Source organism: Brevundimonas sp. (genome assembly GCF_029946145.1).
Classification (GTDB): Bacteria; Pseudomonadota; Alphaproteobacteria; order Caulobacterales; family Caulobacteraceae; genus Brevundimonas.
In genome coordinates this window covers 180198-198881 of record NZ_JAQSDY010000012.1, presented here as the reverse complement: position 1 = coordinate 198881, position 18684 = coordinate 180198, and the positions used below count along the sequence as shown (strand labels likewise).

General features: G+C 69.4%; 16 protein-coding genes. 12 read left to right on the top strand and 4 right to left on the bottom strand.

The genetic code is table 11. From position 1 onward, the window contains the following. Positions 1 to 158: 158 nt before the first annotated feature. From PSV23_RS05230 to PSV23_RS05220, 3 genes are all read left to right on the top strand, one after another. A complete protein-coding gene (locus PSV23_RS05230; protein WP_300466563.1) occupies positions 159 to 293 on the top strand; it encodes a hypothetical protein in 135 nt (44 codons plus the stop codon). A 112-nt stretch (positions 294 to 405) separates the two neighbouring features. After that, on the top strand, positions 406 to 2148 hold the full coding sequence (locus PSV23_RS05225; RefSeq protein ID WP_300466561.1) for a homoserine dehydrogenase: 1743 nt from the start codon (positions 406 to 408) through the stop codon (positions 2146 to 2148). 1 nt (position 2149) lies between these two features. Further along, on the top strand, positions 2150 to 3097 hold the full coding sequence (locus PSV23_RS05220) for a homoserine kinase (RefSeq protein ID WP_300466559.1): 948 nt from the start codon (positions 2150 to 2152) through the stop codon (positions 3095 to 3097). Between the two features lie 2 nt (positions 3098 to 3099). Here PSV23_RS05220 and thrC read toward each other — a convergent pair whose 3' ends face one another. After that, positions 3100 to 4494, bottom strand: a complete 1395-nt coding sequence (gene thrC, locus PSV23_RS05215) for a threonine synthase (protein WP_300466557.1) — start codon at positions 4492 to 4494, stop codon at positions 3100 to 3102. A 167-nt stretch (positions 4495 to 4661) separates the two neighbouring features. On the opposite strand from thrC, the gene proB reads away from it, so the two are divergent. The 9 genes from proB to PSV23_RS05170 all read left to right on the top strand — a co-directional run bounded on the left by proB (position 4662) and on the right by PSV23_RS05170 (position 14011). Continuing rightward, positions 4662 to 5825, top strand: coding sequence for a glutamate 5-kinase (gene proB, locus PSV23_RS05210; RefSeq protein WP_370461002.1), 1164 nt, complete (start codon positions 4662 to 4664; stop codon positions 5823 to 5825). Beyond that, positions 5822 to 7084, top strand: coding sequence for a glutamate-5-semialdehyde dehydrogenase (locus tag PSV23_RS05205; RefSeq protein WP_300466555.1), 1263 nt, complete (start codon positions 5822 to 5824; stop codon positions 7082 to 7084). The genes proB and PSV23_RS05205 overlap by 4 nt, the downstream gene beginning before the upstream one ends. A gap of 223 nt (positions 7085 to 7307) precedes the next feature. Then, on the top strand, positions 7308 to 7721 hold the full coding sequence (locus tag PSV23_RS05200; RefSeq protein ID WP_300466553.1) for a response regulator transcription factor: 414 nt from the start codon (positions 7308 to 7310) through the stop codon (positions 7719 to 7721). Next, positions 7702 to 8766 (top strand): YaiO family outer membrane beta-barrel protein, encoded by a 1065-nt coding sequence (locus tag PSV23_RS05195; RefSeq protein WP_300466551.1) that lies wholly within the window; start codon positions 7702 to 7704, stop codon positions 8764 to 8766. Before PSV23_RS05200 ends, PSV23_RS05195 begins: the two co-directional genes overlap by 20 nt. After that, positions 8766 to 9827 carry a HEAT repeat domain-containing protein gene (locus tag PSV23_RS05190; RefSeq protein WP_300466549.1) on the top strand — a complete coding sequence of 354 codons (1062 nt, stop codon included), beginning with the start codon at positions 8766 to 8768 and terminating at the stop codon, positions 9825 to 9827. Before PSV23_RS05195 ends, PSV23_RS05190 begins: the two co-directional genes overlap by 1 nt. Then, entirely contained in the window at positions 9824 to 11272 is a 1449-nt protein-coding gene (locus PSV23_RS05185) for a glycosyltransferase (protein WP_300466547.1), read from the top strand. Before PSV23_RS05190 ends, PSV23_RS05185 begins: the two co-directional genes overlap by 4 nt. Continuing rightward, the gene (locus PSV23_RS05180) at positions 11269 to 13320 is read left to right on the top strand and encodes an ATP-binding protein (RefSeq protein WP_300466545.1); all 2052 of its coding nucleotides are present in this window, start codon (positions 11269 to 11271) and stop codon (positions 13318 to 13320) included. Before PSV23_RS05185 ends, PSV23_RS05180 begins: the two co-directional genes overlap by 4 nt. Continuing rightward, on the top strand, positions 13314 to 13691 hold the full coding sequence (locus tag PSV23_RS05175; protein ID WP_300466543.1) for a response regulator: 378 nt from the start codon (positions 13314 to 13316) through the stop codon (positions 13689 to 13691). Before PSV23_RS05180 ends, PSV23_RS05175 begins: the two co-directional genes overlap by 7 nt. Further along, entirely contained in the window at positions 13688 to 14011 is a 324-nt protein-coding gene (locus tag PSV23_RS05170; protein ID WP_300466541.1) for an Hpt domain-containing protein, read from the top strand. The genes PSV23_RS05175 and PSV23_RS05170 overlap by 4 nt, the downstream gene beginning before the upstream one ends. A 399-nt stretch (positions 14012 to 14410) precedes the next feature. On the opposite strand, the gene PSV23_RS05160 is transcribed toward PSV23_RS05170, so the two are convergent. The 3 genes from PSV23_RS05160 to PSV23_RS05150 are packed head-to-tail and all read right to left on the bottom strand — an operon-like array spanning position 14411 to position 18682. Further along, positions 14411 to 15619 (bottom strand): efflux RND transporter periplasmic adaptor subunit, encoded by a 1209-nt coding sequence (locus PSV23_RS05160; protein WP_300466539.1) that lies wholly within the window; start codon positions 15617 to 15619, stop codon positions 14411 to 14413. 4 nt (positions 15620 to 15623) lie between these two features. Continuing rightward, complete coding sequence (locus tag PSV23_RS05155; RefSeq protein WP_300466537.1) at positions 15624 to 18008, bottom strand: ABC transporter permease; 2385 nt, start codon at positions 18006 to 18008, stop codon at positions 15624 to 15626. Continuing rightward, positions 18005 to 18682 carry an ABC transporter ATP-binding protein gene (locus tag PSV23_RS05150; RefSeq protein ID WP_300466535.1) on the bottom strand — a complete coding sequence of 226 codons (678 nt, stop codon included), beginning with the start codon at positions 18680 to 18682 and terminating at the stop codon, positions 18005 to 18007. Before PSV23_RS05150 ends, PSV23_RS05155 begins: the two co-directional genes overlap by 4 nt. Positions 18683 to 18684 lie beyond the last annotated feature (2 nt).

Here is an 18684-nt window from a genome sequence, read left to right as displayed (position 1 = left end):
ATGAGTGAAACCGTGTCGTCCAAAGCGCACAACATGGCTCCTCGAAGCCCTGAACAGATCAACTCGCGCCCATCCGGCAATAATATTGCCGGACGACTTGACGAAAGCCCGTGGCGCCCCGCAGCCTGCCGCCTGCACTTCAATGTGAGCCTGGTCCCGTGATCCGTTCCGCCGCAGCCTTCGCCGCCCTCTCGCCCGCTTCGCGCGGCGGCGAGATCGTGCGCCTCGGCGGGCTCGGCATGACCACCATGACCATCACCACCATCACCACGCCGACGGCGGGGACAGGTTAGCGCGCACCGAAGCTCAGGATCGCAATAACCCAACCCCGCCCGGACCCCCGGGCGGGGTTTTTCATTCCGCCCCACGCCTTTCCCTCCCCGCCCTGCACCGAAAGCCCCGTTCATGCCTGGTCTCGCCCTCCTCCGCCCCGAACCGCTTCCCGCCGTCGTCGCTCGCGACGTCCCCGTCGTGGTGATGAAATTCGGCAGCTCCGTCCTCACCGGGCCCGCCGACGCACCCGCTGTCGCCTCGGACATCTACGCCGAGGTGCGCCGTGGCCGCCGGGTCATCGCGGTGGTGTCCGCCTTCGCCGGCGAGACCGACCGGCTGCTGGCCGAAGCGCGAGCCCTCGGCCTCGCCCACGACAATCCCCTGCTGCCCGCCTGTGTCGTCCAGGGCGAGGAACGGTCCGCCGCCCTCGCCGCCCTCGCCTGCGACCGCATCGGTCTCAGCGCCACCACCCTGTCGGTGCGCGACCTCGGCATCGCGGCCGAGGGCCCCGGCGAGCACGCCCGTCCCGTCACCCTGAACCGCGGAGCCCTGGACCGGGCGCTCGACCGGCACGAAGTCGTGGTTGTTCCCGGATTCGGAGCCATGACCGCCGATGGGCGGGTGGTGCTGATGGGGCGCGGCGGGTCCGACCTGACCGCCCTGTTCCTCGCCGCCGAACTGGGGCTGGACCACGTCCAGCTGGTGAAGGACGTCGACGGCCTCTACGACCGCGACCCCAACGCCGACCCGGCGGCGCGGCGCTACGACCGCGCCAGCTGGGCCGAGGCCAAGACGCTGGGCGGCGGACTGGTCCAGCCGGACGCGCTGGATCTGGCCGAGGCCCGCCGCCTGCGCGTCGAGGTTCGCAACCACGCCGACGGCCACCGCACGGTCATCGGCGCCGGGAGCGCCCCGCCCCGCCCGGTCCAGCCCTCCAGACCGCTCAAGGTCGCCGTCGCCGGTTGCGGCGTGGTCGGCGGCGGGGCTCTCGCCCGACTGATCGCCGACCGCCGCGTCGAGGTGGTCGGCGTGCTGGTCCGCGACCCCGCGCGGCCACGCGACGTGCCGGGCGTCTCCGCCGAAGCGCTCGCCCCGTTGCTCGTGTCCGACATCCCGGCCCTGCTGGATCGGGAGCCCGACATCCTTCTGGAAGCCCTGTCCGAGGCCGGGGCGGGCCACGCCCTGATCCGTGCGGCGCTCCAGCGCGGCGTCGATGTCGCCAGCGCCAACAAACAGGCCGTCAGCCGCGATCCCGCCGGCCTGCTGGCCTTGGCGGAAGCGCACGGCGCCAGACTGCTGTGGTCCGCCTCCGTCGGCGGCGGTGCGCCGATGGTCGAGGCCTTGCGCGCGGCCCGCGCCCAAGGGCCGGTCGCAGCTTTCGAAGCGGTGTTGAACGGCACGGTCAACTTCATGCTCGAGCGGCTGGGCGGCGGCGCTTCATTCGAAACCGCCCTGGCCGAGGCGCGCGCCGCCGGTTTCGCCGAGGAGGACCCGTCTTCGGATCTGGAAGGCCTCGACGCCGCCGCCAAGGTGCGCCTGCTGGCCTTCGAAGCCTTCGGCGTCATGCCGGACGAGGCCGACATCCCGCGCGACATCCTGTCGGCCGACAGCCCCGCCGCCATCGGGACCCGGCAACTGTGTCGCTGCCGGATGGACAACGGCCGGCTGGTCGCCGAGGTTCGCCTCGTGGCCGATGCGGTGGACCCCCTGTTCGCCGCGCTGAAGGGAGAGGAGAACGCCTTGAAGGTCATCGCCGCCGACGGATCAGCCGTTCGTTGCCGGGGCCGGGGCGCCGGGCGTTGGGCCACGGCCGAAAGCCTGTTGGCCGACCTGTCCGATCTCGCCGCCCGCCGTCTCGCGCTCCGGAACGCCTGACATGGCCGTCTTCACCCCCGTGGACGAAGCCGACGCCGAGCCCTTCATTAGCCGCTTCGGTCTTGGGCCGCTGCGCGCGCTGACGCCCATCGCCGAAGGGGTGGAGAACACCAACTACCGGCTCGACGTCGATCAGGGGTCATTCGTCCTGACCCTGTTCGAGGGCCGCACCGACGCGGCCGCCCTGCCCTTCTGCCTCGGCCTGACCCGGCACGCGGCGGAGCGCGGCCTGCCTTGCGCCCGGGCCCTGACCGATGAAGACGGGCGCGCGATCGGCCGCCTGAACGACCGGCCGGCCGCCATCCTCAACTGGTTGCCTGGCGCGTCCACGGCCAGGCCGACCCTGGCGGACCAGACAGCCGCCGGGGTGATGCTCGCGCGCCTTCATCTCGCCGCCGCCGATTATCCCGCGCACCGCGACAACCCCGTCGGACTGGCGGGCCAGCGGGCGCTGTTCGATCGCTGCAGCGGCCGCGCGACGGGCTCTGACCGAAGTCTGCTCGAGCGGGTCGCGCCCTGGGTCGGCGAAGGCGCGCCCGATCCCGCCCCCGGCCTGCCGCGCGGGCCCATCCACGCCGACTATTTCCCCGACAACATCCTGTTCGAAGGCGGCTCGGTCAGCGGACTGATCGACTTCTATTTCGCCTGTGTCGACTCTCTGGCCTACGATCTCGCCATCGCCCTCTCCGCCTGGGGTTTCGACGAGAACGGCGCCCCGCTGCCGGCGGCCATCCAGGCGTTCCAGACTGGATATGAGTCCATCCGCCCACTCACCGCCGCCGAGCAAGCGGCCCTGCCCGGCCTCGGCGCCGTCGCCGCCGTCCGCTTCATCCTCACCCGTCTGCACGACCGGCTTTTCCACGACACCCGGGCCCTGGTGACGCCCAAGGACCCCGCCCCGTTCCTGCGACGGCTGGACTGGTGGACGGAGTTGAGCCTGGCGGCCTGACCTCAGTCGACGCGGCCGATCGCGGCCAGAACAGCGTCGAGGGACGGGTCGATCGTGTCGAACACTTCGGTCCGGCCTTCCAGCCCCTCCAGCTGAGGCGGGCGTTCCGGGGCGAAACCCAGGGCCGCCTCGACCGCCTCCGGGAATTTGGCGGGGTGGGCCGTCGACAGCGCGACCACGGGACCCGCTGACCGGTCCAGCCGCCGCGCGGCGTGGAGAGCCACAGCCGTGTGTGGACAGATCACGCGTCCCGTTTCCGCATGGGTCCGCGCCATCTCATGACGGGTTTCCGCCTCGCTGACCGAAACCGCCGAGACCTCGCGCCGCAGCGCCGCCAGGAGCTCGGAGGGCAGGGTCACCCGTCCGTGGCGGGAGAAATCCTCGAATAGACCGCGCGTGAGGGCGCTGTCCCGACCCGAGGCCTCGAACACCAGCCGCTCGAAATTGGACGGCGCCTGCACATCCATGCTGACGCTCGCCGTCGGCTCGGCCTGGATGCGTTCGTAGACGCCGGTCTCCAGCGCCCGCACCAGGGCGTCGTTCCGGTTCGTGGCCGCCACCAGTCCGCCCATTGGCAGGCCCATCCGCCGCGCCGCCCAGCCCGCGAAGGCGTCTCCGAAATTGCCCGTCGGGACGACATAGGTCGCCTTGCCCGCCGAGCGCCCCAACGCCTGCGCCGCGCTGACGTAGTACGGGATCTGCCCGGCCAGGCGCGCCCAGTTGATCGAGTTCACCGAGCTCACACGCCGCCCGGCCGTCAGGGCGCGATGGGCCAGAAGTCCCTTCACCAGCCGCTGGCAGTCGTCAAAGTCGCCCCGCACCGCCAGGTTCAGCACATTGGCGGCGCCGGAGGTCGTCATCTGCAGCCGCTGCACCGGCGACACCCGCCCCAGGGGGTGCAGCACCACGAGGTCGATCCGGTCCACGCCGCCGAAAGCCCGCACCGCCGCCGCGCCCGTATCGCCGCTGGTTGCGGTCACCAACAACAGTCGTTCGCCCCTCGCCCCGAGTGCGGCCTCCGCCAGCACGGCGACCATCTGCATGGCATAGTCCTTGAAGGCCGCCGTGGGGCCATGGAACAGCTCAAGCACGAAGAGGCCGGACTCCAGCTCCACCAGCGGCGTCGTATCCGGGTGGCTGAACTGGTCCGTCAGCCGCGCCGCCGCGCGGTCCAACGTCCCGGCCGGCAAGGAGTCGCCGACAAATGGAGCCAGGATCGCGGCGGCGAGATCAGCGGTCCCCGTGGCGGCGGCCGCCGTCTCCGTCAGCTGCGGCCAGAACGTCGGGACATACAGACCACCATCCGGGGCCACTCCCGCCAGTAGCGCGCCGACGAAATCCACATCCGGCGAGGACCCGCGCGTACTGACGTAGGCGGGGAAGGGCGAGGCGGCCATCAGCGTTCCATCCGGCCGTGCGCGGCCGTCGACATTTGATCGCCTCCCCCGGAACGATGCAACAGCTACTGGCGGCGTGAAAGCATCAGCCGGCGGCAATCGCAGAATCATCCTGACAGCCCGCAGCACGCCTTGGCATCGCCCGGTGGGACCGCCATGCTGGCGACATGCTCCCCAGCACCACATCCATGCCGGAAGTCGGCGTTCAGAACGCGGGCCAGGTCCTGGACGCCGCGCGCCGGGTGGTGGTGAAGATCGGGTCGTCGCTGCTCGTCGATTCCGCCAGCGGCGATGTTGATAAAGCCTGGCTTGACGCCATGGCCGGAGACGTCGCCCGGCTCCGGACGGCGGGCAAGGCGATCATCGTCGTCTCATCCGGCGCCGTGGCCCTGGGGCGCCGACGTCTCGGCCTCTCCGCCGACGCCCGACTGGACGAGAAGCAGGCCGCCGCCGCCGTCGGGCAATCGATATTGATGCAGGCCTGGTCCGCCGCGCTGACGGCTCACGACCTCGTCGCCGGCCAGGTGCTCTTGACCCGGGAAGACACCGAGCGTCGGCGGCGCTGGCTGAACGCCCGCGCCACTCTCGAAGCGCTTCTGACCCTCGCCGTCGTGCCCGTGGTCAACGAAAACGACACCGTGGCCACCGAGGAAATCCGCTACGGCGACAACGACAGGCTCGCCGCCCGCACCGCGCAACTCGCCAGAGCCGACCTGCTGGTGCTCCTGTCGGACGTCGACGGCCTCTACACTGCGGATCCACGCCGCGACCCGGGCGCGATCCACATCCCGTTTCTGGCTGACCTGACCCCCGAAGCCCTCGCGGCGGCAGAGGGCCCGAATAGTCAGACAGGCGTCGGATCCGGCGGCATGGTCACAAAGCTGATGGCGGCCCGCATCGCCCGTTCGGCCGGCTGTTCGACCCTGATCCTGTCCGGCGCCGCCCGTGCGCCACTGTCGGCCCTCGAACGAGGCGCCAGGGCCACCCTGATCGCCGCCCCCGGCACACCGATGACCGCGTACAAGCAGTGGATCGCCGGGAGCCTCGAGCCTGCCGGCGTCCTGGTTGTTGACGACGGCGCCGCCGTCGCGCTGGCCCGGGGCAAAAGCCTGCTGGCCTCGGGCGTTTCCGAGGTGCGGGGTGACTTCGACTCCGGCGACTGCGTTCGGGTAGTCGGACCGTCGGGACCGCTCGGCATGGGCCTGGCCGCCTACGCCGCCGGTGATTGTCGACGGATCCAGGGCCGCAACAGCCGCGATTTCGAGGCCCTGCTCGGCTGGAAGGGTCCCGGCGTTGCGATCCATCGCGACGATCTGGTGCTGACGTCATGACAATGATCGAGGGCGCGATGCAGGCGATGGGCGACCGCGCCCGCGCCGCCTTCGAGTCTGTGCGCATGACACCTGCGGCTGCCCGCACCGCCGCCCTCCACGCCATGGCGGACGCCCTGGAGCGTGGCGCCGACGAAATCCTCGCGGCCAATGAGGACGATGTGGCCCGTGCGCGTCAGGGGGACATGGCCGACGCCATGCTCGATCGACTGGCGCTGACCCGAGACCGCGTCGCGGGGATGGCCGACGGCCTTCGGGAGATCGCCGGCCAAACCGATCCCGTGGGTGTCGAGGACGAGCGCTGGACGCCGCCCAGCGGTCTCGACATCGCCCGTGTCCGGGTGCCGATCGGCGTGCTGGCGGTCATCTACGAGAGCCGGCCGAATGTCACCGTCGACGCCGCGGCCCTGTGCGTGCGCTCCGGCAACGCCCTGATCCTCCGGTCCGGCTCAGCCGCGCTGGCCAGCGCCATCGCTATCCACGCCGCCCTCGTGGAGGGACTGACCAAGGCAGGACTGCCGGGCGACCTGGTCCAGTTGGTCAGCACCCCCGACCGTGCTGCGGTGGGCGCCCTCCTGACCGGCCTGAACGGCGCCATCGACCTCATCGTCCCGCGCGGTGGACGCAGCCTGGTGCAGCGGGTCCAGAGTGAGGCCCGGGCTCCCGTGCTTGGACATCTGGAGGGCCTTTGCCACACCTACCTTCACACCGCCGCCGATCCGGAAAAGGCTCGCAGGATCGTTTTGAACGCCAAGATGCGGCGGGTCACGGTCTGCGGCGCGACCGAGACCCTGCTGGTCGACGCCTCGGTGGCGGATGCGCTCTTGCGGCCCGTGGCCGACGACCTGCTGGCGGCCGGCTGCGTCCTGCGCGGCGACGCCCGGACGTGTGCGATCTTGCCGGAGGCGACGCCCGCCGTCGAAGCCGACTGGACCACTGAACATCTGGCGCCGATCCTGGCCATCCGGGTGGTGGACGGAATGGCCGAGGCCCTGGCGCATATCGCCCGGCACGGCTCGGGTCACACCGACGCCATCGTGACGGAGGATCCGGCCGCCGCCGCCGAATTCCTGGACCGCGTCGACAGCGCCATCGTCATGCATAACGCCTCCACCCAGTTCGCGGATGGCGGCCAGTTCGGGTTCGGCGGCGAGATCGGGATCGCCACCGGGCGCCTGCACGCCCGGGGTCCCGTCGGCGCGGCCCAGCTGACCACCTACAAGTACCTGGTCCGCGCGCAGGGGGCGGTTCGCCCCTGAATTCATTGACAGGGCGCCTGTCACGGCCGCGCTGGACTGCCCGCACCGCCACGCGCCGGGCAACGCCCCCATGCCCATGACATTGGACCAACAGGAACCCGCCGAACGCAGGGTCGTTCAGATGCCGCTGTCACGTCGTGCGCCCCCTTGGTCGGTAGCGTTTGATTCACTCCGCGGGAGCATCCTGCGGATGGGGGCGCAGACGTCGGAGTTCTGACCTTCCATGACTACCAGCCGCATCCTGATCGCCGACGACGATCCACTGTTGCGGTCCTTGCTGGTCCACAAGCTTTCGGCTGACGGCCACCATGTTCTGGTCGCCGAAGATGGCGCCCAGGCGCTCGTCGCGATCGCCGAGCAGAACCCCGACCTCATTGTCCTCGACGCCCTGATGCCGATCATGGACGGCTTCGAGGTCCTGCGCCGCCTGAAAAGCGGCAACCTGTCCAGTGCGCCGGTCATCATGCTTACGGCGCTGAAGCGTGAACAGGATATCGTGGGAGCGCTGCAACTCGGCGCCGCGGACTATCTGGTCAAGCCTTTCATCCCCGACGAGCTGAGCCAGCGCGTGCGGCGGCTTCTGCTTCCGGCATCCTCCCCGCCACAGGAGGACCGGAATGATCGTGATCGCGCCTGAGGCCCAGGCTCTCGCACAAGCCGATTCCCAGACGCTCTACCGCGCAGCCGTAGCGGACCGCCGGGCGGGCCGGGCGGCCGACGCCGTGGCGAAATTGCAGCTCGTGCTGGCAGCTCGCCCGGACGATGTCGACGCAAGGCTCAACCTTGGCCTGGCCCTGATGGCGCTGGACCGACTCGACGAAGCCGAGGCCGCCTTCGCCGACGTGATCTCGCGGGCGCCGGACTATGTGGACGCCCGGGTTGGTCTGGCCCGGGTCGCCCAGCGGCGTGGCGACCTGGCGACCGCGCGCCGGGAATCGGCGGAGGCCTCGCGGCTGGCTCCCACGGACACGGAGGTGGCGGCGCTGGTTCGATCGCTCGAGCTGGGACCTCGATGGCGCCTGGACATCGCCGCCTCGCGCAGCGCGTTGTCAGGCGGACTCCCGGACTGGGCCGAGGCGCGCATTGCAGTGTCGAGAGCCCTGGGAGACCGCTGGAACGTCGCGCTTGCGCTCGAGGCGACCGAACGGTTTGACAACCGCGACACCTATGGCGAGCTCCGTCTTGACCGGCGGTTGGATGGCGGCGCCGTCTACTTCGCCCTGGGCGGCGCGCCGGACGCGGACTACCGGCCGGAGCTGGTTCTGGGCCTGGGCGGTCAGGCGCGCCTGACGGATCGACTGTCGGCGACGCTGGACGCGTCGGCGGCTCGATATCCGACCGGCGCCGTAACCGCGATCCAGCCCGGGGTTCTCGTCGAGATCGTGCCCGACCGGCTGCAACTGGCGGCCCGATGGATCGTCGTCCGCGACGAGACTGACGATCTCCGTCACGGCTATGCCCTTCAATCGCGCTGGCAGGCGTCCGAACGGGTCGGCCTGCGGCTGGGCTACGCAGACGCGCCGGAAAGCTCGGAAGGATTCACCGTTCAGGTGGCGGCCTGGAACGTCGGCGCCGATATTGGTCTGACCGACCGGCTGACGCTGCGCGTCGGAGCCGTATTCGAGGATCGCGGGGCCTATGAGCGCCAGGAAGCCTCTGTCGGCCTCGGCCTTCGTTTCTGATGAGCGGCCTGCTGCTCCTGTGGTGGACGTCGATCTCGCTGGCCGCGGGCTCGCTCGCGTGGATATCCGCCCTCGTCATCGGCCGGCTTTTCCGTGAGCAGAAGGATGCCCGGCGGGCGCGCGATCGGAACAGGGCCTGCGACGCCTTTCTTGATGTCATGAATGGTTCGGGAGACGCGTTGGGGCGGTTGCGGGGCGTGGATCATCGCGCGCGGCTGATGGGCGAGAGCCTTCTGGAATTGCTGGCCATGGTGCGGGGCGTGGAGCGGGAACGGCTGATAACCGCGCTTCGGTCGATACAGCTGGACGACCGATTGCGACGACGACTGTTCAAGGGGCGGATCGCAGGCCGCATGGTGGCCGCGGAGGCCCTGTCGATCTTCCCGGGGCCGGAAACGGTGAGGGCTTTGCGCGCCGCCCTTGATCAGACGCGCAACGGCAACCTGCGGGTGGCGCTCATGCGGTCGCTGATTGAACTCGACGCCGCGCCTCCGCTGGCGCAGGTCCTGCAGGATGTCCATCGCAGTCGGGGCCCGGAGTCCCTGCTCTACCTTCCCCTGATGGGGCGGCTTGTGAACGGCGATACAAGGGCGGCTCTGCGCGCCTTCGGCGACCCGGACACACCACCACGAGCGCGGGTGATCCTCGCCGAGGCGCTCGGGGCCAGCGGGGACTTTCGCGCCCTTCGGCCCCTATGCATCACGACCGGCGCACCCGACTTCGAACTGAGAATCGCCTCCGTGCGAGGTCTCGCCGCCATGGGCCATCCGGCCGCCGAGGGGCGAATTCTCGCGGCGCTGGAGGATCCCGTCTGGATGGTGCGGTCGGCCGCCTGCGAAGCAGCCGGACGGATCGGGCTCAGGACGGCCGTGCCCCTGCTCATCACTCAACTCTCCGATCCCGTCTGGTGGGTCCGGTTCCGCGCCGGGGAGGCGTTGTCCGCCCTGGGGCCGACCGGAGTGCGGGGCCTGCAAGCGGCGGCGACCGGGCCCGGCGACCGGCCGCGCAGGGCAGCGTCCCTGGCGCTGGCGGAACGCGGTCTGGCGATGACGGCCGCATGAGCGGGGTGATCACCCATTGGCTGACGGTATTCGCCCAGTCCATCGCGACCTTTGTCATCGTGACCGGCCTGCTTCAGAACCTCGTCTATCTCGTGCAATTAGGTCTCGCGGCGGCGGCGCTGATCCAGACTCCGCCGACCCCGTCGGGCGGCCTGCTGTGGAGGCGATATGCCGACGCCTCCCCGCCCATCGCCCTGCTGGCGCCCGCCTGCAATGAAGCCCTGACGATCGCCGAAAGCGTCCGTTCGCTGCTGTCACTACAGTACCCGAGCTTCGAGGTGATCGTCATCAATGACGGATCCAGCGACGACACCCTTCAGGTCCTGATCGACAGCTTTGGCCTCCGCCCCATCAAGCGCCATTACGATCTGCCGATTGATCACAAGCCGATCCGGGGGATCTACGGCGCGAAACACCAGCCGCGACTGATCATCGTGGACAAGGAGAACGGCGGGAAGGCGGACGCCCTCAATGCCGGCATCAACATCTCGCGCGCGCCGATCTTCTGCTCCATGGATGCCGATTCCCTGCTCGAACCAGACGCATTGCTGCGAGCGGTCAGACCTTTCGTGGAGGACCCCGAACGGACGGTGGCGGTGGGTGGCACGGTACGCATCGCCAACGGGTGCCGCATCGAACACGGCCGCGTGCTGGAAATCCGGCCGCCGCGAAACCTTCTGGCCCTTCTGCAGACTGTGGAATATCTGCGCGCCTTCCTGATGGCCCGCCTGGCCTGGAGCCGTATCAACACCCTGACCATCATATCGGGCGCCTTCGGCCTGTTCCGGCGCAACCGCGTAATCGAGGCCGGGGGCTACACGCAGGGCACGGTCGGGGAGGACATGGAGCTGGTCGTCAAACTGCACCGGCTGATGCGGGACAAGGGCCTGCCCTATCGGGTCGCCTTCGTGCCCGAACCGGTATGCTGGACCGAGGCGCCGGAGGACGTCCGCGTCCTGGGTCGCCAGCGCGCCCGCTGGCATCGTGGCTCGCTCGAGACCTTCGAACGTCACTGGGACATGATGTTCCAGCGGAAATACGGGCGGGTCGGTGTCGTCGGGTTCGGGTATATCTTCCTCGTCGACGTGCTGGGGCCTGTTGTCGAATTGCTGGGATATTTCCTGATCCCGCTGTTCTGGCTGACCGGCCTGCTGTCGATCGAGTATCTGCTGGCTTTCGCCGCCGTGACCTTCACCTTTGGCGTGGTGATCTCTGTCGGGTCGCTGGCGCTGGAAGAATCCAGCCTGCGTCGCTTCCCGCGGGCCCGCGATCTTGTGCTGTTGACCCTGGTCGCGGTCCTTGAAAACTTCGGCTACCGGCAGCTCAACAACCTCTGGCGGCTGCGCGGGGTCTGGCAATATCTCCGGCGCAGCCAGTCCTGGGGAACCATGACGCGGAAAGGCTTCGGCGCGCCGGTGGCTGGGCAGGGAGCCGGCGTTCCATGAGCAAGGATCCCGTGCAGTTGGGTATCGAATCCGCCGTGCCCGACAACGAACGGGAGCGCCTCGATGCCCTGTACGCGCTGAGGGTGCTCGACACACCGCCCGAACCGCGGTTCGACCGGCTCACCCGCCTTGCCGCCACCCTGTTCAACGCGCCGACGGCGCTGATTTCGCTGATCGACGCCGAGCGGCAATGGTTCAAGTCGCGGCACGGGTTCGACGCCTGCGAGACCTCACGGGGCGACGCCTTCTGCAGTAGCGCCCTCCTCTTGCCCGGCGGCAGCGTCATGGTCGTGGAGGACGCGACGAAAGACCCGCTCTTCGCCCGGAATCCGCACGTCACCGGCGCAGATCATGTGCGATTCTACGCGGGCGCGCTGCTGACCACCGCATCCGGCCACAACCTGGGCACGCTCTGCATCGTGGATACCGAACCGCGACGATTCTCGGAGGCGGAGCGCGCCTTGCTGCGCGAACTCGGCGACCTGATCATCGAACAACTGGAGCTGACCACCGAGCGGCTGGAGGCCGAGGAGAAGCGGCGGCTCCTCGAACTGGCAGAGTCGGTTTCCCACGTCGGTCACTGGCGGCGTACGGCGGAGGGCGAGACCACCTGGTCGACGGAGGTCTACCGGATTTTCGGCCTGCCCCCCCGGAAGCCCGGCACGCCGGTCCCCATGGACATCGTCCGTTCCGCCTACGACGGTGACCAGAGAGCGCGGCTGGATGCCTTCCTGGACCGTGCGATGGATCAGGACGCGACTGACGAGTTCCAGACGTCCATCACCCGGCCCGACGGCAAGCTGCGCCAGGTGGTGGTCAGCGCGCGCCGCCAGCTGGACAAATCGGGCCGCGTCGAGGCCCTGTTCGGCGTGGTGCAGGACGTGACCGACCGGCACAGGGCCCAGGAGCGGGTCCGTCGCAGCGAGGCGCAGTTCCGCCTGCTTGCGGACCATATGGGCGACGTCGTCACGCGCTTGAAGCTGGACGGCTCGAGTCGCTACATCTCGCCGGCTATCCGGGGGTTGCTGGGTTACACGCCCAAGGAGATGGAGGGACGTCCGGCCCAGGCCTTTCTTCATCCCGACGACCAGGCCGGGCTTCTCGACGCCTTCGCCCGCATCGCGGGCGGCCAGCGCCGGTGCGTCCTCCAGCACCGCGCCGTGCATCGCGACAGCCACATCGTCTGGGTGGAAACAACCTTCCAGGCAGTGCTGGACAGTGAGGGTCGGCCCACCGAGGTGATCGCTGTGATCCGCGATGTGTCCGAACGGCACACGCTCGAGGAAGAGCTCCGCGACGCCCGTGACAAGGCCGAGGCGGCGTCCGAAGCCAAGACCCGGTTCCTGGCCAACATCAGCCACGAGGTCCGGACTCCCCTGACCAGCATCATCGGCTTCTCGAAACTGCTTCAGGCGCGCAAAGGTCTCGGCGTGGTCGAGCGGCAGTGCGCCGACCGGATCAGCGTGTCGGCACAGGCCCTGCTCAACGTCATCAACGACGTGCTGGATTATTCGAAGCTCGAGGCCGGCGCCATGGTGCTCGCAGCGCAGCCGTTCGCAATCCGCACCCTGTTCCGCGAGACCGCCGAGATCGTGCTCGGCCAGATCGAGGACAAGGGCCTCACCTACGCCGAGGACGTGGGTGAGGATGTGCCCGCCGTTCTCATCGGCGACGCCGCCCGGTTGCGGCAGGTCCTGCTGAATCTCATGAGCAACGCCATCAAGTTCACGGAACGCGGCGGCGTGAGCGTCTCCGTGCGGTCGAGGACCGCCCCGGATGGCCGCTCCCTTGTCCGGGTGACGGTGACCGATACCGGAATCGGGATCGCGCCGGAGGTAGCGGCCACGCTCTTTGAGCGCTTCGTCCAGGCCGACGAGTCGACCACACGCCGGTTCGGCGGCACCGGACTGGGTCTGGCCATATCGCGCCAGCTGGTCGAGATGATGGGCGGCGCCATCGGCGTCCACAGCACCCCCGGGCAGGGATCGGAATTCTGGTTCGAGTTTCCTCTCAAGCGCGATACGGCGGCAGGAGCCATGCCATGCTGATCCTCCACGTCGATGACGACGAAGGCATCCGCGCCCTCACCGAGCTGGCGTTCTCCCTTGGCGGCCACGGAACCGTGCGCTCGGCCGCGTCTGGAGCCGAAGCGATCTCGGCGCTGGAATCCGGGTTCAGGCCAGACGTAATCCTTCTGGACGTCATGATGCCCGTGCTCGACGGACCCGGCGTCCTGACCCGGATCCGGAGGCTGGAAGGCCACGACGAGACCCCGGTGATCTTCATGACCGCCCAGACCCAGGATCACGAACTGAACCGCCTCGTCGCCCTCGGCGGCATCGGCGTCATTATCAAGCCATTCGACCCCTTGACGCTGCCGGACCGCGTGAAGGGCCTGTTGGGGAGCGGCTGCCCGTGACGGACCCCCTTGCGGCGCTCAGGTCGCTCTTCGTGGAGCGCTGCCGGGATGACCTTCGGGAACTCCGGCGCCTTCGCGACCAGGCCGATACGGACGCAGTGTGCGGGATCGTGCATCGCCTCGCCGGAGCGGCGGGCTCATTCGGATTCCCGGACATCAGCCGGGCCGCGCTCGTGATCGATCAACGGATGCGTGACGGTCGCGAAATCTCCGGAGTTGATGTGGAGCGGTTGCTGGCGCTCCTGGTCGAGGTCACGAACCCACCCGATGCCGGGTCTCCCCGAAAAGCCAACTCGGACGACGTTACATCGCAGGACTGACCAGCTCGCGGAGCACTCCGGCGAGCAGATCATCCCCGAGGGTGCGGACGCGGGGACGTCGCCCTGTCGGACGACGATCAGATTCCGCGACGGTGTCGTGAGGCGCGGAGGGGAACCGTAGACAACTCGGCGCCATAGGGGGTGTTTGAAACCTGCGCGCCGAGCGCTCCGTAATTCTTCCAGTTCTCGCCGCCCTGGCTGTAGAGGTCGAGGTCGGTATCGAGGAAGGCGCGCAGGGCCCCCTCGACCGTGGGCTGCCCCTGGTTTCGGCGTCATACTTGTCGAGCGCCTCCATCCGGTAGGCGATGGTCACCCCCGCCCACCGCGCGATCACGGCGTCGAACAGCTTCTTCTTGGCGGTCACACCCCGTCCTCACGTTCCCGACGCGCGCCCTGATTCTAGGGCCGGGCCCGGACCTGGCCGCCATCGGAGATCGACTGCCCCGGATGGAGCACCACTCGCTCGCCCGGCTTGAGCCCGGACCGAACCTCCGCGAATTCCCCGTTGTTCTGGCCGATTTCGACCCGCTGCAAACGGGCGCGGCCACCCTCGACCTTGAACACCGCCCACTTCCCCTGATGCCGGAACAGGGCGGCTACGGGCGCCCGGACCGCCGCCTCCCCGCGCCAGATCGTGACCGCCACCTCGACCCGATAGCCATGGCCGACCGACGCCCAGGCCACGGGAGGGTCGACCGGATCGATGATCACATTGACCCGCTGTTCCTCGACGCCGAGGGCCGAGACCTTGAGGAAGCCATAGGGTTCGACTTGCCGGACCCGACCCGGGATCGCCGGGCCGTCCCCCCAGGCGTCGATCACGGTCGGCGCCCCGACGGAAATCCGCGCCGCATCGCTCGAGAGCAGTTCAGCGACCACCTCGAGATCGCCAGGGTCGCCGATCTCCATCACCGGCGCGCCCTGGGCGACCACGTTTTCGCTCTCCTGGAACACCCGCAGGACCCGCCCGGCCACGGGGGCCCGGATCGTCACCGTGCGCCCCCCGGAACTCGCGGCCGCTGGCTCGACCAGACGCACGCGGGCCGCCTCGAGCGCCGCCTGCCGGACGCCAACGCCGGCGCGGGCGTTGGCGACAACGGCGGCGGCGGTGCGCACGTCGAGACGGGCGCGGTCCAGGGCGCTCCTCGACGCGACATCCACGGCGAACAGGGTCTCGGTCCGTTCGGCCTCGATCCGGGCATGGGCCAGCCGGGCTTCGGCGCCTTCCAGCTCGGCGCGCGCGAGGGCGAGGGCGGCTTCGGCCGAACGAACCCCGGCCTGGATTTCCTGGCGGGACCGTTCGTCCACGAAGGTCGCCGGCGCCGGCTGGATGATCGCGATCACCGCCCCGGCCTCGACCCGTTCGCCCGCGCGGTTGCCGACCCGCAGCAACCGGCCCGCGACGGGCGCGGACACCACATAGACGTTCCGGGCCCGGGTCCGCGCCTCGTCGCGAACCGCGACCGTGAGAGGGCCGCGGCTGATCTCGCCGAGGTCCGCCAGGACCGGCCGCGGCCGGAAGGCGAAGACCAGCAGCACCGCCACCGCCAGCGCGGCGGCGACCCAGAACAGGGTCCGGAATTTGAGATTGAACCGGTTGATCTTCACTGGGCTATTCTCCGGTCTTCAAGGCTTCGGCCAGATCCAGCCGGTCGATCTGACGCCGCACCATCAGGCTCGTCACGACCGTGATGACCAACACCACCGCCCCGGCCATGCCGAAGGTCGCGGGAGCGACGGCGAAAGGCAGCCGGAACAGGTCCGAACTCATGGCCCGGGCCAGATACCAGGCGAGACCGGCGCCGGCCGCCGCGCCCAGCGGCAGGGCGAGGAGCATCAGAAAGGCGACCTCGCCGAGCAGTATGTAGGACACGTCGGCGCGCGAGAAGCCGAGCACCCGCAGCGACGCCAGCTCGCGCTGGCGCTCGGCGAAGGAGATGCGCACCGTATTGTAGACCACGCCCGAGGCGATCAGGCCGGCGAAGAGGAAGAAGGTCAGGATGGATCGACCGAGGTTCTCGTCGAGCATGGCGGCCAGGCGTTTGACGGCGTCCCCCTGCAGGCCCACGCCAACCACCGAGGGCGCCTCCTTCAAACGCGCGTAGAGGCTCCCGGTCCGGTCGGCGTCGATCGTAAGCCAGGCGCCTGACACCAGCGCCCCTTCGCCCATCGCCCGGTTCAGGTCCTCGATCCCCATCCTCGCGCCGGACCCGACATAGCTGGTGGTGACGGCCGAGACCGGAAGCGCGAGCAGAGGCCGGCGGCCCTCCGTGACCTGCGCCTCGACGATGTCACCCGCCTCGATCCGGAGTCTGGCGGCCAGGTCGCTGGACAGGACCAGGCCGCCGGGATGCGGCTGGACCGGCCGGTTGTGGGTATCGACCATCCTCGACAGGCTGCCGTCCAGCGGCGCGCCGGTGATCACCGCCCGCTCCTCGCGCGCGCCATGGCGCAGGCGGACCGGGACGACGCGAAAGGGCTCGGCCGCCAGCACCCCGTCCTCGCGGGCCAGACTGAACAGGGCGGCGCGCGACCGGGGCTCGACAAAGCTCACCGACACGTCGTGGGGGTTCGATACGGTGAAGCTGGAATCGATCATCACCTTGATCCCGTCCATCATCGACATCGTGCCGATCAGCAAGGCGCCGGACGCCGCGATCCCGGCCACGGTCAGGGCCGCGCGCCAGGGCCAGCGGATGATCTGGCGCAAAATCATGCGCGACTGCTGGTCGAGGACCTTGATCCGGGTGATCCACGCCCCCGCGGCGCGGGAATAGTCGGGCGGGGGCGCGGGCGTCATGGCTTCCGCCGGGTTCAGGGCCGCGGCCCGCCGCACCGCCAGGGCCGCGCCGCCCATCACCGTCAGCATCGCTACGCCGACCACGGTGGCGTAGTCGGCCGGGTCCGCCTGGAACAACAGGAAGGGGAAGCGGTAATACTCCATATAGAGCTCCGCCATGCCCCGACCGAGCCAGATCCCCGCCGCTCCCCCGATCAGCACCCCCGTCGCCGCGATGACGGCGACCAGTTTGAGATAGTGGCCGATGATGTCGCGGTCGCGGTAGCCGAAGGCCTTCAACAGTCCGATGCCCGCCCGCTGGACGGCGATCAGTCTTGAAACCACGACATTGACGAGGAAGGCCGCCACCAGCAGGAAAACCGGCGGCAGCACCTGCCCCATGGTCGCCAGCTGGTCGATCTCACTGGACACGAAGGCGTCCGAAATCTGGTCGGCGCGGCCATAGGCGCCCGGCGCTCCGTAAGGCTCCAGAAGGCGATCCAGCCGGGCGATCACCGCCGGCTCGGAGGCATCACGTGAGAGGCGGACGACCGCCTCGTTGAAGGCCTCGTCCTGATTGACGGCCTGCGCCAGGGCGTTGCGCCGCATCCACAGGACGCCGAACAGCCGGTCATCGGGAACGAACTGGCCCGGGCCGATAGCGTAGACGTGTTCTGGCGACAGCGCGATCCCGACCACGGTCAACTGCCGGCGACCGCCGTAAAGGGTGGCCGGAACCGTGTCGCCGATCTCGAGCCCGTGGGCGTCGGCGAACGCTTGAAGCACCACCGCCTCATCCCGCTGCCCGGCGGTCGGAAGGCGACCGCGGACCAGGTGAAGGCGATTGACCGCCGCCTCTCCCAGGTCCGGCAACGACAGGACTTCGCCGGTGGCGGGGGCGCTCATGCCCTCCATGGCGAAGATCGCCGGAACCCGGATACGGGTCGCCGCGGCCTGAACTCCCTCGATCGCCCGGATGTCGGCGATCAGACGCTGCGGCGCGCGCACCACGGGCGCCCAGACGTCGGCGAACAGATAGCGTTCGTAGTAGGCGCGCCGGGTGTCCTGCAACGAACTCAGCATCCCCGCGGCGAGCAGATGGACGGCGACGCCCCCCGCGATGACGAAGGCGATCGCGAGCGCCTGGGTCCTCATGCGCCAGAGCTCGCGCACCAGCTTGCGGTCCAGCGCGCCCATCCAGGCCGGCAGCCGGTTCACCAGTAAATCTCCCCGGGGAGCCGTTTGTCTGCGTTCTCGCGAACTTCGCGCACCCGTCCGTCGGCGAATATCACCACGCGGTCGGCGATGGCTGCGATGGCGGCGTTGTGTGTGATCAGCAGCGTCGTGGCCCCCAGGCTGTCGTTGACGGTCTTGAGCGCCTCCAGCACCCGCACACCGGTGGCGGAATCCAGCGCGCCCGTCGGCTCGTCGCACAGCAGGACCGACGGCTGCTTGGCCACGGCGCGCGCGATCGCTACGCGCTGCTGTTCGCCGCCCGACAACTGGGCCGGAAAATGATCCAGACGGTTCTCCAGGCCGACCATGGCGAGGGCGTCTTCGGGGCGGAGCGGGGCCTCGGCGATTTCGGTGACGAGGGCGACGTTCTCGCGCGCAGTCAGGCTCGGCATCAGATTGTAGAACTGGAAGACGAACCCGACGTGCCTGCGACGGTATTCGGTCAGGCGCCGCTGGTCCGCCCGACTGATGTCCTCGCCCCGAAACAGAACCTCGCCGCCGGTCGCGGTGTCCAGACCGCCGAGAATGTTGAGAAAGGTCGACTTGCCGCTGCCGGACGCGCCCAGCACCACGACCATCTCCCCGTCCGGCAGGTCGAGATCAACGCCGCGCAGGGCGTGGACCGCCGCCGCACCTGACCCATAGACTCTGGTCACCG